The organism is Aeromonas sp. AE23HZ002T15, from assembly GCF_054165525.2.
The window spans coordinates 3,021,156-3,035,872 of record NZ_CM201342.1; the positions used below are offsets into that span (position 1 = coordinate 3,021,156).

Genomic DNA, 14,717 nt, shown 5'->3' on the forward strand with positions numbered 1-14,717 from the left:
TGATGACTGAATTGGTATCCTCCTCCCAGGGGGCATCTGTCTCCCTGATGGCACGGGTTCAGGAAGGGATGCGCAACTGGCGCACCCTCTCCCGGGACAACAAATCCATCCTGACCATAGCGCTGCTTGCCGCGATCGTGGCGGGCACCATAGTGGTCATACTGTGGACCTCCAGCAAGAACTACGTCCCCCTCTACGGCAAGCAGGAGCTCTACGACACCGCCAATATCATGGAGATGCTGGAAAAAGAGCAGGTGCCGTTCCGGTTGGAGAAGAGCACAGGCCAGATCCTGGTGCCCGAGAGCCAGCTCGCCCACGTCCGTATGGCCCTGGCGGCCCGCGGCGTCAGAGCCGCCATGCCGGCCGGCCTCGAGGGGCTGGACAACGTCACCGGCCTCGGCACCAGCGAATTCATGGAAGGGGCCCGCTATCGCCATGCCCTGGAAGGGGAGCTGGCCAGGACCATCATCTCCCTGGATGCGGTGCGCAGCGCCCGTGTCCACCTAGCCATTCCCAAACGAACCCTGTTTGTCGGTCGCGATGAAGAGAAACCCAGCGCCTCCGTGATGCTGGATCTGCAGCCTGGCCAGTCCATGGAACCCGGCCAGGTCGAGGCGATCGCGAACCTGGTGGCGGGCAGCATCTCCGGCATGAAGCCCGGGGCAGTGACCGTGGTGGATCAGGCCGGCCAGCTGCTGAGCGCCGAGATGGGCGACAAGGCGGGCTTTGGCAAGCAGAGCGTCCAGCAGATGGAATATGTGCGCAAGCTGGAGCAGTACATCCGCCAGCGGGCCAACGACATGCTCTACCCCATGCTGGGCACCGGCAACTTCCGGGTGCAGATAGCCGCGGACGTGAACTTCAACGCGGTGGAGGAGACTCAGCAACAGCTGGATCCCAACGGCGTGGTGACCAAGGAATCCAACAAGTCTGACAAGACCATAGACGCGCTGGCTCTCGGCATTCCGGGGGCGCTCTCCAACCGGCCTCCCGAGACGGCACCCCAGGCCGATCAGGCCGCGCAGGAGGGGGCCGCGACCCCCGAGCCCCCCAAGAATGACACCCGCACCGAGCGCCAGGAAGTCAGCAAGCAGTATGAGAACAGCCGCACCATAGTGCACACCCGCTATCAGCAGGGTCGCCTCGAGCGGATGAACGTCTCCATTCTGCTGAATCAGCAGATAGGCCCTGAGGGTGGCTGGAGCGCCGCTCAGCTGGATCAGATCCGCCAGATGGTGGAGCGCTCGGTCGGCTTCGACAGTGCCCGCGGCGATCAGATCAGCCTGCAGGTATTCGATTTCACCGGCGCCGTGCCGGTCACGCCGCCCGAGTCCAGCTGGCTGGAGACCCCTTATTGGCAGGACTCCCTGCGCTACCTGGTGGGCGGTCTGCTGGGGCTGACCCTGGTGTTCTTCGGCATCCGCCCCCTGGTGAAGCACCTGGTGCGGACCCAGCAATACCCTGAAGCCGAGCCTGAACAGGAGCAGGATGAGGAGCTGGAACCCCAGGTCGGTCTCTCCATGCGCCGGGAAGGGGATGGCGAGCTCGAGGGATCGCCGCTTGGCAAGAGCCTGCTGCAGAACGAACACAGGGTGGATCCCCAGTTCTCCTCGCTGGATCTGGAGGCCCTGCCTGAACCCGGTTCCGAGCTGGAGGTTCAGCTCAAGCACCTGCAACTGCTGGTAGACAAAGACACGGCCCGGGTGGCGGAAGTGGTCAGACAATGGGTGAGTGGCAATGAACAACGTTAATCTGAACCAGAGTGCGGTCGACATCGATATCGACAACCTCGAGAAGGCCGCCATCCTGTTGCTGAGCATGGGCACAGAGGCGGCCGCCAAGGTGATGCAGAAACTCTCCCGGGATGAGGTGCAGCGCCTCATCTCCAAGATGGCCGGCCTCTCCGGGGTGAGCTCCATCGAGGCCAAATGGACCCTGCAGCAGTTCTTCAACCAGTACCGTGAGCAGAGCGGCATCGGCAGCGCCTCAAGGGAGTATCTGGAGCAGACTCTGGATCTGGCGCTGGGGCAGCGGCTCTCCCGCAGCCTGCTCGACAGCCTCTACGGTGATGTCATGAGCCAGGACATCCAGCGCCTGCAGTGGGTGCCCGCCGATGTACTGGCCCGCTTCTTCCGCAACGAACACCCGCAGATGCAGGCCGTATTGCTCGCCTTCCTGCCCCCCCAGACGGCGTCGGCCGTGCTCGACGCCCTGCCGGGCTCGGTGCACGACGACTTGCTGGTGCGGGTCGCCAGCCTGAGTTCGGTCAGCGAACACGTCTTGGCGGAACTGCGGCTGACGCTGGATCGCTGCCTCGCCTATGTGGCCGATCAGTCCGGCGCCAAGGTGAACGGGGTGCGCCAGGTCGCCGACATCCTGAACCGCTATCAGGGCAACAAGGAGCAGATGCTCTCCCTGCTGCGGGAGCATGACGGGGACATGGCCCTCGAGATCGAGAAGAACATGTTCGACTTCATGGCTCTGCGTCGTCAGAGCGACGACACCCTGCAGCGCCTGGTGCAGGAGCTGCCGGCGGATCTGCTGGCGCTGGCCCTGAAAAACACCGAAGCCAGCTTCCGCAAGGTGGTGCTGGGTGCCATGCCGAAGCGGATGGCGCAGGCGCTGGAGGCCCAGATCCAGGATCAGGGCAGCGTCTCCCTGCGCAAGGTCGAGCAGGCGCGGGAAGAGGTGATGCAGATGGTGCGGGAGCTGGTGGAACAGGGCGAGCTCGAGTTCCAGCTGTTCGAAGAGCCGACCGTCAGCTAACAGGAGAGAGCCATGAGTCAGCAGGTTCGCAAACTGGCGGCAGGCGCCACCCGTCTCTACCGCTTCCCGGCCCTGGGACAGAGCGGGGAGGAGGCCCAGAGCCAACAGGAAGAGTTCGAGTATGGCTATCAGCAGGGGCTGGAGCAGGGACAGGCCGATGGCTACCAGTCCGGCTACCAGCAGGGGCTGACCAGCGGTCTCATCGAAGGGGAGGCCAAGGGGCTGCAACAGGGGCAGGTCCGCGGCCTGGCCCAGGGGCTGGCCGAGGGGCGCGCCTCGTTCGATCAGGCCATGGTCCCCTTCGCCAAGTTGCAGCAGCAGTGGGAGTCCCTGACCCAGGCCCGCATGCTGGAGCAAAAGGAGTTGATCGCCCAGCTGGTCGCCCAGGTGGCCAAGCGGGTGATCCAGGCCGAATTCACCCTCAATCCCCAGCAGGTGTTGCAGCAGGTCGAACAGGCCATGGCCACCCTGCCCAGCGAATCCGAGGATCTGGTCATCTATCTCAGCGAGGGTGACCGGCAGCGGCTGGCGGAGCAGGGGGTGACCCGCTGCGAGAAGTGGCCGCTGCAGGTGGACGGAGCCCTGGGGGTCGGGGACGCCAGGATCGAGACCCGAGCGGCTGTGATCGAGATCAACACCAAGGAGCGCCTCGACCGCTGCATCGATCAGCTCAACCAGACCCTGGCCTTGCCCAAGGATGCATGAGTCCCTGCAGCGGGTCCTGAACTCGGCCCTGAGCGAGCTGGACGAGGTGCCGGCCTTTCGCCGTTATGGCCGCCTGGTGCGGGTCACCGGGCTGACCCTGGAGGTGGTGGGCTGCCAGCTGGTGATGGGGCAGCGCTGCCGGGTGGACTGTGCGACCGGGGAGCCCCTGCTGGCCGAGGTGGTCGGCTTCAACCGTGACATCTCCTATCTGATGCCGCTCCAGCCCATGAGCGGCCTCTATGCCGGTGCCCGGGTGCAGCCCATCGACGGCGAGGAGCGGATCCGGGTTGGCTCACACCTGCTCGGCCGGGTGCTCGACGGTCTGCTGCAACCCCTGGATGGCCGCCCCCTGCAGGAAGAGGGGGAAAGCGTCCCCCTGTTTGCCTCTCCCCCCAACCCCCTGCTGCGTACCCCGGTGCGGGAGCCGCTGGATGTGGGGATCCGCGCCATCAACGGCATGCTGACAGTGGGCAAGGGTCAGCGACTGGGGCTGTTCGCGGGATCCGGGGTCGGCAAGAGCATGCTGCTCGGCATGATGACCCGCAACACCAGCGCCCAGATAGTGGTGGTGGGCCTCATCGGTGAGCGGGGCCGGGAGGTGCGGGAGTTCATCGAGCACAGCCTGGGGGCCGAGGGGCTGGCCCGCTCCGTGGTCATAGCGGCGCCGGCGGATCAATCCCCCCTGATGCGGCTGCGGGCGGCCCAGCTGTGCCACCGCATCGCCGAGTATTTCCGTGAGCAGGGGCAGGACGTGCTGCTGCTGATGGACTCCCTGACCCGCTATGCCCAGGCCCAGCGCGAGATAGCGCTGGCGATCGGCGAGCCCCCCGCCACCCGTGGTTATCCCCCCTCTGTGTTCAGCATGTTGACCCAACTGGTGGAGCGGGCGGGGAACGGCACCCGGGCCGACGGCAGCCTGAGTGCCTTCTACACTGTGCTGGCGGAGGGGGACGATCAGCAGGATCCCGTGGTGGATTCGGCCCGTGCCATCCTCGATGGTCACATAGTGCTGACACGCCGGCTAGCGGAGGAGGGGCACTACCCCGCCATCGACATCGGCGCCTCGGTGAGCCGGGTGATGCCCCAGGTGGTGCCGCCGGAATGGCAGGCCCTGGCGGTCACCCTGCGCCAGCTCTGGGGACGCTATCAGCAGGTGCGCGAACTCCTGCCCCTGGGCGGCTACCAACCCGGCGCCGATCCCCAGATGGATGAGGCGGTGCAGCGTTACCCCGCCATCGCCGGCTTCCTGCAGCAGGGCATCCATGAGGAGACCCCCATCACCCAGGTGGTGGGGGCCTTGAAACAAGTGCTCGGCAGAGCCTAAGGACGCGGCGTGCTGAAATCCTATCTCGGCCTGCAACAGGATGCGCTGGACGCCATGGGCAAGGAGCGGCAGCGACTGCGGGAGGTGGCCATGCGCGAAGAGCAGCGGGTGCTGAAGCTGCAGGAGGTGATCGCGACCCTGCAGCCGGGCTCGGCCAGCTTCCATCCCCTGCTTTGGCAGAACAAGCAGCAGATGCAGGGGCAGTTGCGCCACCTGCTGGATCATCAGTTGCAACAATCATCCCTGGCCCGGCTGGATCTCTCCCGTCATGAGGGGCAGCTGCTCAAGCAGTTTGGCCGGGTCAAGGGGCTGGAGCTGTTGCTGGACAGGCGAGCCCTGGAGGCGCGTCAGCGGCAGGAGTCAGGGGATCAGCGCCAGCTCGACGAACTCGCCAGCCTGCGCCATCGCGCCCTGCAGGGGCGCTGAAGGGATCAATCGGGGAAGCGTTCCTGCCGGCCGTAGGCAGATTCCTGACCGAGCAGGCTGTTGATGGTCTCTATCTGACCGGCCAGCAGGCGGCCATTGTGTTCATTCTGGCGTCGGCACTGTTGCAGCAACAGCTCCAGCCGTTGCCACTCTCTCCCCACGCTCTGTTGCAGGGCATCGGGCAACTTGGCGATCAGCTTCGCCATCCCCTTCTCATCGGGCTTGAGCCCCAGCGCCAGCAGATGCTGACAGCGCTGCTGCGCCTCTTGCTGGATGTCGACCATCAGCCGGGTCTGCTGGTGGTTGTGGGCGGTCAGACCCTCGACGTCATGACTGGCCAGCAGACCGTGCTGGTTGAGCAGCAGTTGCTGCAACTGTGCGTAGCGCCCGCAATCCTGCTGAATGCCGATGATCAACTGTTTGACCCTCAGCTTGGGTGCCATGGTCATCGGCGGTGCATGTCCAGAATGGCCTGACCCAGGGCATCCATGTCGAGTTCGAGCTTGCCCTCGCTGATGGCCTGGCGGATCTGGTTGACCTTCTCCATGTCCACGTCCGGGGTAGAGGCGAGCTCGGCCCTTGCCTGATTGATGCTGTGTGCCCTGGTGCTGATCTGGGCGTCAGCCTGGGGGCTCCTGGACTGAGGCTGGGTCAGGGGGGCGGCATCCTGCTGGCGTTGCAGCTGGGCCTGGACATAGAGCGGATCGGTACGGGTGATTTTCATAACGTCAATTCCTGATGGTCTATCTATGACAGGCGACCCTTGGGCGCCCCAACTTGAATCAAACTCGCTTTCCGTCTCAAAAACGGGTTTCCACTTCCCCCTTGTCGATGACCCAGGCCTGGATCTCCTTGCCGGACTGGTTGTTGCGTACCCGAACTCCGTCGCCGATGGCCCCGCTCTCCAGCGCCCTGCCGCGGGTGGTGGCCGAGAAGTTCCCCTGACCAGCCCGGATCAGCACCCCTTCCCCCTCCCGCACGGCCCAGCTCTTCTGCAGATCCAGCTCGCTGATGAGCTGCCCCATCCTGAGATGACGATTGCTCTTGCTGCCTACCGGCGAATGGTTGCTGGGGATGAAGCCCCGCTGCAGCCGGCTGACATCCAGCTCCTTCTCCACCAGGTCGGCGGACTGGATGGCCCTCCCTTTCTGGATCTCCCTGGCGGTGACCCAGACCGGCATCATCAGGCTGACCTCGACTCTGGCCCTGAGTTGCCAGGCGGGCTCGGTGCACTCGACCAGATAGGGGCGTCGCCCCCAGGGCTGACGATACTGGCCCCCCGCCTGCAGCCTGATCTCCTGCTGGCAGGGGGGGAGGTGAGCCACCGCGGGGGAGAGCCAGACCTGATATTCCGCCGGGGGGCTCGGCCAACCCTGCTGCTGCAGGTAGTCGCTGAGGGCCGCACTGGCATCAGCCTTCAACATGCTCTCCAACTGCTGCGGCAGTGGCGCAGGCTCGGCCAGGAGCGGGCGCACCAGTAACGAGAGGCAGAGCAGACAGATCAGCTTCCATATGGGAAACGATGCTTCCCCTTTTGACCGGCAGGTCAATCGTCGGCGACTCCCTGATCGGCGGAAATAACGGATTTTCATGATTGGCATGAGTCTTGATAAAGGATGCACCGGTCTGACTGGTTCACAAGAAGGATGAAGCATGAGTATCTCATTTGACAGCGCGCTTGGGGTGCACCCCTATGCCCTCGATGTACGAGCGGATCGGGCACGTATTCTGGCAGGGAATCTGGCCAATGTGGATACCCCCGGTTATCTGGCGCGGGATGTGGATTACAAGAGCATACTCGGCCGGGTCGCCCAACAGGTCGCCGCCGGGGAGCAGGGGGCGGCCATCAGCCAGGGCGCCATGAGCAACGACATGCAGCATCCCCTCTATCGCATTCCCTACCAGGTCTCCATGGATGGCAACACCGCCGAGCTCAGCGTGGAGCAGAGCAAGTTTGCCAGCAATGCCACCGACTTCCAGACCAGCCTCACCTTCCTGAATATGAAAATCACCGGGATCGCCAAGGCGATCGAGGGCCGTTAATCATGTCGTTCAACCGAATCTATGACATCGCCGGCAGCGCCATGCGGGCACAGACAGTCCGTCTGGACACCGTCGCCTCCAACCTGGCCAACGTCGACAGCGCCGCCGGCAGCGAAGCCGCCGCCTTCCGGGCCATCAAGCCCGTCTTTTCTACCCTCTATCAGCGGGTGCAGGAGGCCGATGGGCTGGGGGCCGCCCAGGTGCAAATAGCGGGCATAGTGCAGTCGGATCGCCAGGTCGAGAAGCGACTGGAGCCGACCAACCCGCTGGCCGATGGCGAGGGCTTTGTCTACTACTCCAACGTCAACGCGGTGGAGGAGATGGCGGACATGATGAGCGCCTCCCGGGGGTTCGAGACCTCGGTGGAGGTGATCAACCGCATCAACAGCATGCAGCAGGGTCTGCTGCGACTGGGTCAGGGAGCGTAAATGAGCCTGCCACAAGTCAGCGGTCTGGACTCAGCCCGCAGCACCAGCCAGTACTCGGCGACCCCTGAGATCGCCAGCAATAACGCAGCCGCCGGCCAGGGCGTACAACTGCGCAACGAATTCCTGCAGATGATGGTGGCCCAGATCCAGAACCAGGATCCGACCAACCCGCTTGACGGCGCCCAGTACGTCACCCAGCTGGCGCAGTTCAGCATGGTGGAGGGGGTCGAAGGGCTCAAGGTGCTGCAGCAGAAGTCCATCAACATGATGGATACCCAGCAGGTGCTGCAGAGCACGGATCTCATCGACAAGGAGGTGATGGTGCCGAGCCAGACCCTGAGCCAGAAAGAGGAGAAGGCGATCCGCGGCCAGGTGGAGCTGGGCGGTGCGGCCGATGCGGTCGAGCTGAAGGTCTATGACAAGAACGGCACCCTGGTGGCCAGCAAGAGCTGGGGCGAGAGCAAGGCGGGCGGGCTGGACTACGAGCTGCCGACCCTGCCGGCCGGCGAGTACAGCTTCGAGGTGAAGGCCTCCCTCGCGGGTGTCGCCACCACCACCAAGAACTATGTGGCGAGCCAGGTGGAGCGGGTCAATCTGCCCGGCACCGGCGAGATCATGTTGCAAGTGGCGGGCGTCGGGGAAGTTCCCCTGTTCAGCGCCGTCCAGTTTGGCAAGTCGGCGTAATCAAATAGGAGCGAAACTGTGTCTTTTAGTATCGGACTGAGCGGCCTGCGCGCCGTCAACCAGGAATTGAGTGTCATCAGCAACAACGTGGCCAACGCCAGCACCGCGGGCTTCAAGTCCAGCCGTGCCGAGTTCGCCGCCATCTACGGCGGTGGCCAGGCCGGCGGGGTGGAGATGAACAATGTCTCCCAGAACTTCGATCGCAACGGGGACGTGACCCGGACCGGGCGCGGCCTGGATCTGGCGATCTCCGGCAGCGGCTTCTTCGTCCTCAAGGACAGCAACGGCCAGACCTCCTACACCCGGGCCGGCATGTTCCAGCGCGATGCCAGCAACTACCTGACCACGGCGAGCGGCACTCGCTTGCAGGGCTACACCACCAACGAGGCGGGTGAACTGCAATCCGGCGTGGTGGGGGACATCCAGGTCAAGGCCGGCAGCCTGCCCGCCAAGCCGTCAGACAGCCTGGAATTCGTGGCCAACCTCAAGGCGGATGCCAGCATCATCGATCAGACGGCGCATCCGTTCGACCCTGCGAAATCCGACAGCTTCAGCTACTCCCAGTCCAGCAAGGTCTATGACTCCCTCGGGGTTGAGCACACTGTCACCCAGTATTTCGTGAAGACGGGGGACAACACCTGGCAGGTCAACTACGCCTTCAACGGCGCCAAGACCGGCTCCCCGGTGACCATGGAGTTCAACACCAACGGCACCCTGAAGACGCCGACCACGGCCCCGGTGCTGAACCTGGCTCCTCCTGGCGCCGATCCCATCACCCTCAAGGCGGATCTGGCCAAGGTCAGCCAGTATGCCTCCGACTTCAACGCCACCCGCAACCAGTCCAACGGCTATGCGGCCGGTGATCTGACCGGGGTCCGGGTCGATGCCGACGGCGGCGTCTACGCCACCTTCACCAACGGTCAGAGCCTGTTGCAGGGTCAGGTGGTGATGGCGAACTTCACCAACCCGAACGGCCTGGTACAGGCCAACAACACTACCTGGCAGCAGTCGTTCAGCTCGGGCCAGCCCGTGCTGGGGGCGCCGGGCACCGGCACCCTGGGCACCCTGACCGCGGGGGCCTATGAGGCATCCAACGTGGATCTGACCGGCGAACTGGTCAGCCTGATGACCTCCCAGCGCAACTATCAGGCCAATGCCAAGACCATCAGCTCGGCCGACAAGATGACCCAGGTTCTCTTCAACTCCTTCTAAGGCGTGATGCGTGGAAAAGCTTATCTATACCGCCATGTCGGGGGCGCAACACAGCCTGATGGCCCAGCAGATCCGGGCGAACAACCTGGCCAACGTCAACACCGCCGGTTTTCGGGCCGATTTCGAGCGGGCCTCCGCCTATGCCCTGGCCGGTGACGGCTTCCAGAGCCGGGTCATGGCCCGGGAGGAGCAGGCGGGCACCGACTTCAAGCCGGGTGCCCTGATGCAGACCGGTCGCAAGCTGGATGTGGCGATCCGGGGTGATGGCTTCATCGCGGTACAGACCGCAGATGGCAAGGAGGCCTACACCCGCGCCGGCAACCTGGAGGTGGATGGCGAGGGTCTGCTGACCCTCAACGGCCGCCCCGTGTTGGGGGATGGCGGTGAGATGGTGCTGCCTGCCTATCGGGATCTCAGCTTCGGCAAGGATGGCTCCCTCAGCATCACCCCGCCGGGGGGCGGTGCCCGTCTGGATGTGGGTCGTCTCAAGCTGGTCAACCCGGATCCGGTGGAACTGGTGAAGGGGCAGGACGGCCTGTTCCGTCAGCGCCGGGGCGGCGATGCGGAGATCAGCGAACAGGTGGTGCTGGCGTCCGGCTTCCTCGAGGGAGCGAACGTGAACGCGGTGGACGAGTTGATCGGCAGCATGTCCCTGACCCGCAACTTCGAGCTGCAGGTCAAGCTGATGAAGACGGCGGATGAGCAGGCCAGGCAAGGGGCCAGACTGATCTCCGGTCAGGGCTGACAGAATGACGCAGGGTCGGTGTGACCGGCCTGCAAGAGATTGATGAGGGTGCCAGGCGCCCTCCCATGAGATGGTGGAGAGACGAGGATGCACGCAGCACTTTGGGTGAGTAAAACGGGTCTGTCGGCACAGGATGCCAAGATGGCCAGCATTTCCAACAACCTGGCCAACGTCAACACGGTCGGTTTCAAGCGCGATCGGGTGGCGTTCGAGGATCTGTTCTATCAGGTCCAGCGCCAGCCGGGTGCCCAGCAGGATCAGCAGAACCTGTCCCCCATCGGCATCCAAATGGGTAATGGTGTGCGGGTGGTCGGTACCCAGAAGGTGTTTACCTCGGGCCAGTTCCAGAACACCAACCAGGAGCTGGACATCGCCGTGGTCGGTGCCGGCTTCTTCGGGGTCGAACGCCCGGACGGTGAGACCGCCTATACCCGCAACGGCCAGTGGCATCGCAACGCCGAGGGGCTGCTGGTCAACTCCGACGGCCTGCCCATGCTGCCGCAGATCCAGATCCCCGACAACGCCACCAAGATCGCCATCGGCACCGACGGTACCGTCAGCGCGACCCTGCCGGGCCAGCAGGAGAACGTGGAGCTGGGTCGCATCACCCTGACCAACTTCTCCAACCCGGCCGGGCTGGAAGCCCTGGGGGGCAACCTCTACCGGGCGACCGGTGCCTCCGGCGAGGCCATCGAAGGGGTGCCGGGCGAAGAGGCCATGGGGGCCCTCAAGCAGTTCACCCTGGAGAGCTCCAACGTCAACGTGGTGGAGGAGATGGTGGACATGATCACCACCCAGCGCGCCTACGAGATGAACGCCAAGGTCGTCTCCTCCGCCGATCAGATGCTCAAGTTTGTCACCCAGGCGCTGTGATGATCAGGTCGATGTTGCGTTGCGCCGGATTGGCCCTGCTGCTGGGGGGCTGCTCCACCTATGAGTTGCAGGCCCCCGAGCCCGGTGACGAGAAGTGGGCTCCCTCCCGTACCCAGCTGACGAAGACGGGAATGGGGGAGGATGGCAGCCTCTACCGGAACGATTACATGATGACCCTGTTCCAGGATCGTCGTGCCTATCGCATCGGCGATATCCTCACCGTGATGCTGGAGGAGCGGACCCAGTCCAGCAAGAAAGCCAACACCAGCATGAACAAGAACAACAGCATCAATGTGCCCGCCCCCTCCATCGGTGGCGTGTCACGCCCCGACTGGGGTGCCTCGATCAGCGCCGATCGAGACTTCGATGGTGGTGCCACCTCCAGCCAGCAGAACACCTTGGCGGGGGCCATCACGGTCACCGTGGCCGAGGTGATGCCGAACGGGGTGCTGGGGATCCGCGGGGAGAAGTGGATCCGCCTCAACCAGGGGGATGAGTACATCCGTCTGGGGGGCATGGTGCGGGTCGAGGACATCGATCAGAGCAACCGCATCTCCTCCCAGCGCATCGCCGATGCCCGCATCACCTATGCGGGACGTGGCGCCCTCGCCGACAGCAACCAGATGGGCTGGCTGGCGCGCTTCTTCAGCTCCGCCTTCGCCCCCTTGTGAGGATTCCAATGAACAGATGGTGTATCGCCTTGCTCTGCTGCCTGCTGCCGGGCATTGCCGCCGCCGCGCCCGCCAAGCGGGCCCTGCTGGACATCGCCGATGTGCAGGGGATGCGAACCAACCAGCTGGTGGGTTACGGTCTGGTGGTCGGCCTCTCCGGCACCGGGGATCGTAGCCAGGTCAAGTTCACCGGCCAGTCCATGACCAACATGCTCAAGCAGTTCGGCGTGCAACTGCCCGATGACATCGACCCCAAGCTCAAGAACGTGGCCGCCGTGTCGGTGCAGGCGACCCTGCCGGCTCTGGCGGGCAAGGGGCAACTGGTGGACGTGACCGTCACCTCCATCGGTGATGCCAAGAGCCTGCGGGGCGGCTCCTTGCTGCTGACCCCCATGCGCGGCATCGACGGCGAGGTCTATGCGGTCGCCCAGGGCAACTTGGTGGTGGCCGGGGTCAAGGCGGAGGGGCAGTCCGGTTCCTCCGTGACCATCAACGTGCCGACCGCGGGCATCATCCCGAACGGCGCCATCATAGAGCGGGAGGCCGCCAGCAGCTTCTCTGACAAGCCCGAGGTCACCCTCAACCTGCATCAGCCGAACTTCAAGACGGCCCGCAACGTGGAGCGGGAGATCAACCGCCAGCTGGGGCCCGTGGCCAAGGCGGTCAGCGCCGGTCGCATCCAGATTGCGGCCCCTCGCGACGAGAGTCAGCGCATCTCCTTCATGGCCCTGCTGCAGGACATCGAGATCGACATGGGCAAGGAGAGGCCCAGGGTGGTCTTCAACAGCCGCACCGGCACCGTCGTCATGGGACAGGGGGTCAAGGTGCACAAGGCGGCGGTCAGCCACGGCAGCCTGACGGTGACGATCGGCGAGAGCCAGACGGTGAGTCAGCCCAACGCCTTCTCCAACGGCCGGACCACCACCACGCCGAACTCCCAGATCCAGGTTGACCGGGAGCGCAACAACATGTTTGTCTGGCCGGATGGCACTTCCCTCGAAGTGATCGTCAAGGCAGTGAATTCCCTGGGGGCGACCCCGGATGATGTCATGGCCATTCTGCAAGCCCTCGACGAGGCGGGAGCCCTCGAAGGCGAGCTGGTGGTCATCTAAGGATTGTTATGACCCGAATTACGTCCGAGCCTGGTTTCTATCAGGATCTCAATGAACTGCAGCAGATAAAGGGCAACCCGGATCAGCGGGCGGCCCTGGAGGCCGCCGCCGGCCAGTTCGAGGTGAGCTTCCTGCAGACTGTGCTCAAACACATGCGTTCGGCCTCCGACGCCATGCAGGATGAGGATGACAAGCTCATCAAGGGGCAAGAACTCTACCGCGACATGTACGACAGCCAGCTGGCCATGAGCCTGGTGAAGCGCGGCGGACTGGGCCTCAAGGAGCAGATGGTCAATCAGCTGGCCCCCACATTAAAGAATGCCGAGCCTGTGGTCGCTTCAGAATCCCAGACCCTGGCTGCCTTCAGTCAGCCTCTGAATTCGGCAAAAATGAGGAAAGTTGACTGATGTCGCTGCTCAATATCGGTTTTAGCGGACTCAACGCGGCGCAGATCGCGCTGAACGTCACCGCCCAGAATATCGCCAACGTCAATACCGTCGGTTACAGTCGCCAGGAGGCCATGATGGGCAGCCTGTCCGGTTTTGGCCGGCTGGACAACGGCATGGGGGTGGAGGTGACCGGGGTTCGCAGGATCACCGATGACTACCTGGTGTCCCAGCACTGGCGCAGCCGCTCATCGACCGGCTCCTCCTATGCCTTTCATCAGTACATCAACACCACCGAGCAGCTGCTCGGCAGCGAGTCCATGAACATCACCAAGGGGCTGGACAGCTTCTTCGCCTCCCTGAACGCCGCCCTCGACAGCCCGGAGACACCGGCCCAGCGCAGCCAGATCGTCAGCTCGGCGGGGGCCCTGGCCAACCGCTTCAATCAGCTGAACGAGAGCCTGGTGACCCAGGAGAAGCAGATCGACGATCAGCTGAACAGCACAGTCACTCAGGTCAACAGCTACCTGAAGCAGGTGGCGGAGCTCAACACCCAGATCGGCGAGCAGGCCTCCAAGGGGGTCAACACCTCGGCGCTGGAAGACAGCCGCGAGCAGATAGTGCGCGAGCTGTCGACCTTCATGGAGGTGCGGGTCAATCGCCAGAGCGACGGCTCGTTTTCCCTGAGTCTGCCCCAGGGCCAGCCCCTGGTGCTGGCGGGCAGCAGCAGTACCCTCTCCCTCACCGGCGACACCCTGAGCCTGAGCTTCGGGCCCCAATCCTTCGAGGTGCCCAAGCTGCAGGGCGGCACCCTGGCCGGGGTGCTGGAGTATCGCACAACTGTACTGCGCCCCTTGCGCGACGAGCTGAACCAGATCGCGAAGAAGCTGGCTGATGATTTCAACGCCAAGCAGGGGGGGGGGATCGATCTGAACGGTGATCCTGGCAAACCCCTGTTCAGTTACGATCCGCTCAATCCGTCCGGCACCCTCAAGGTGGCGGACGGCTTCACCGGTGATCACCTGGCCTTCGCCAAGGCGGGGGGCGGCACCGGGGACAACCGCAACCTGCAGGAGCTGTTGACCATCAAGGATGACCAGTATGACGCCTACAGTGCCCTGCTGGGCCGCATGGCGGTGCAGAGCGGCCAGGCCAAGGCGACCATGGAGGCGGACGCCAACATGGAGAAGCAGCTGGCCACCAAGCTCAGCAGCGTCAGCGGCGTCAACACCGACGAGGAGGGGGTCAAGATCATGGCCTACACCAAGGCCTATCAGGCCAACGCCAAGGTGATCAGCACTTCGGATCAACTCTTCAACTCCATCCTGAACATGTTCTGACG

The 14,717-nt window shown here is 64.1% G+C and carries 18 protein-coding genes; 15 read left to right on the forward strand and 3 right to left on the reverse strand.

The features are described 5' to 3' along the window. Positions 1-11: 11 nt before the first annotated feature. Genes fliFL through lfiJ form a run of 5 tightly spaced genes read left to right on the forward strand, consistent with a single transcriptional unit; the run spans position 12 to position 5,221 of the window. Positions 12-1,751, forward strand: coding sequence for a lateral flagellar M-ring protein FliFL (gene fliFL / locus ACT5M9_RS14095; protein WP_438549460.1), 1,740 nt, complete (start codon positions 12-14; stop codon positions 1,749-1,751). Continuing rightward, complete coding sequence (gene fliGL / locus ACT5M9_RS14100; protein ID WP_438549425.1) at positions 1,738-2,766, forward strand: lateral flagellar motor switch protein FliGL; 1,029 nt, start codon at positions 1,738-1,740, stop codon at positions 2,764-2,766. Before fliFL ends, fliGL begins: the two co-directional genes overlap by 14 nt. A gap of 12 nt (positions 2,767-2,778) precedes the next feature. Continuing rightward, positions 2,779-3,471 (forward strand): lateral flagellar assembly protein FliH, encoded by a 693-nt coding sequence (lfiH, locus tag ACT5M9_RS14105; RefSeq protein ID WP_457982093.1) that lies wholly within the window; start codon positions 2,779-2,781, stop codon positions 3,469-3,471. Continuing rightward, the gene (gene lfiI, locus ACT5M9_RS14110; RefSeq protein WP_457982094.1) at positions 3,464-4,795 is read left to right on the forward strand and encodes a lateral flagellar FliI-like assembly ATPase LfiI; all 1,332 of its coding nucleotides are present in this window, start codon (positions 3,464-3,466) and stop codon (positions 4,793-4,795) included. The genes lfiH and lfiI overlap by 8 nt, the downstream gene beginning before the upstream one ends. 9 nt (positions 4,796-4,804) lie before the next feature. Further along, on the forward strand, positions 4,805-5,221 hold the full coding sequence (lfiJ, locus tag ACT5M9_RS14115; RefSeq protein ID WP_438549422.1) for a lateral flagellar protein LfiJ: 417 nt from the start codon (positions 4,805-4,807) through the stop codon (positions 5,219-5,221). A gap of 5 nt (positions 5,222-5,226) precedes the next feature. Here lfiJ and flgN read toward each other — a convergent pair whose 3' ends face one another. The 3 genes from flgN to flgA all read right to left on the reverse strand — a co-directional run bounded on the left by flgN (position 5,227) and on the right by flgA (position 6,645). Next, positions 5,227-5,670 carry a flagellar export chaperone FlgN gene (gene flgN / locus ACT5M9_RS14120; RefSeq protein WP_457982095.1) on the reverse strand — a complete coding sequence of 148 codons (444 nt, stop codon included), beginning with the start codon at positions 5,668-5,670 and terminating at the stop codon, positions 5,227-5,229. Further along, positions 5,667-5,945, reverse strand: a complete 279-nt coding sequence (gene flgM / locus ACT5M9_RS14125; RefSeq protein WP_438549420.1) for a flagellar biosynthesis anti-sigma factor FlgM — start codon at positions 5,943-5,945, stop codon at positions 5,667-5,669. The genes flgN and flgM overlap by 4 nt, the downstream gene beginning before the upstream one ends. Before the next feature lie 76 nt (positions 5,946-6,021). Further along, positions 6,022-6,645, reverse strand: a complete 624-nt coding sequence (gene flgA, locus ACT5M9_RS14130; protein WP_457982097.1) for a flagellar basal body P-ring formation chaperone FlgA — start codon at positions 6,643-6,645, stop codon at positions 6,022-6,024. A gap of 229 nt (positions 6,646-6,874) precedes the next feature. Between flgA and lfgB the strand changes: the two genes are divergently transcribed. From lfgB to lfgK, 10 genes are all read left to right on the forward strand, one after another. Next, positions 6,875-7,264, forward strand: a complete 390-nt coding sequence (gene lfgB, locus ACT5M9_RS14135) for a lateral flagellar basal body rod protein LfgB (protein ID WP_457982098.1) — start codon at positions 6,875-6,877, stop codon at positions 7,262-7,264. 2 nt (positions 7,265-7,266) lie between these two features. Next, positions 7,267-7,692, forward strand: a complete 426-nt coding sequence (flgCL, locus tag ACT5M9_RS14140) for a lateral flagellar basal body rod protein FlgCL (protein WP_438549417.1) — start codon at positions 7,267-7,269, stop codon at positions 7,690-7,692. Next, positions 7,693-8,376: a flagellar hook assembly protein FlgD gene (locus tag ACT5M9_RS14145; protein ID WP_438549416.1), complete on the forward strand. Its 684-nt coding sequence runs from the start codon at positions 7,693-7,695 to the stop codon at positions 8,374-8,376. It abuts the gene before it with no gap. Positions 8,377-8,394: 18 nt separating this feature from the next. Further along, positions 8,395-9,588 carry a lateral flagellar hook protein FlgEL gene (gene flgEL, locus ACT5M9_RS14150; protein WP_438549415.1) on the forward strand — a complete coding sequence of 398 codons (1,194 nt, stop codon included), beginning with the start codon at positions 8,395-8,397 and terminating at the stop codon, positions 9,586-9,588. 10 nt (positions 9,589-9,598) lie between these two features. After that, complete coding sequence (gene lfgF / locus ACT5M9_RS14155) at positions 9,599-10,333, forward strand: lateral flagellar basal-body rod protein LfgF (protein ID WP_457982099.1); 735 nt, start codon at positions 9,599-9,601, stop codon at positions 10,331-10,333. Positions 10,334-10,420: 87 nt separating this feature from the next. After that, positions 10,421-11,206 (forward strand): lateral flagellar basal-body rod protein LfgG, encoded by a 786-nt coding sequence (gene lfgG / locus ACT5M9_RS14160; protein WP_438549413.1) that lies wholly within the window; start codon positions 10,421-10,423, stop codon positions 11,204-11,206. Positions 11,207-11,217: 11 nt separating this feature from the next. Beyond that, complete coding sequence (flgH, locus tag ACT5M9_RS14165) at positions 11,218-11,877, forward strand: flagellar basal body L-ring protein FlgH (protein WP_457982101.1); 660 nt, start codon at positions 11,218-11,220, stop codon at positions 11,875-11,877. 8 nt (positions 11,878-11,885) lie between these two features. After that, on the forward strand, positions 11,886-12,989 hold the full coding sequence (gene fgIL / locus ACT5M9_RS14170) for a lateral flagellar basal body P-ring FlgIL (protein ID WP_438549411.1): 1,104 nt from the start codon (positions 11,886-11,888) through the stop codon (positions 12,987-12,989). Between the two features lie 8 nt (positions 12,990-12,997). After that, positions 12,998-13,396 (forward strand): rod-binding protein, encoded by a 399-nt coding sequence (locus ACT5M9_RS14175; protein ID WP_438549410.1) that lies wholly within the window; start codon positions 12,998-13,000, stop codon positions 13,394-13,396. Next, entirely contained in the window at positions 13,396-14,715 is a 1,320-nt protein-coding gene (gene lfgK, locus ACT5M9_RS14180; protein ID WP_457982102.1) for a lateral flagellar hook-associated protein LfgK, read from the forward strand. The genes ACT5M9_RS14175 and lfgK overlap by 1 nt, the downstream gene beginning before the upstream one ends. The last annotated feature ends 2 nt before the right edge of the window (positions 14,716-14,717 follow it).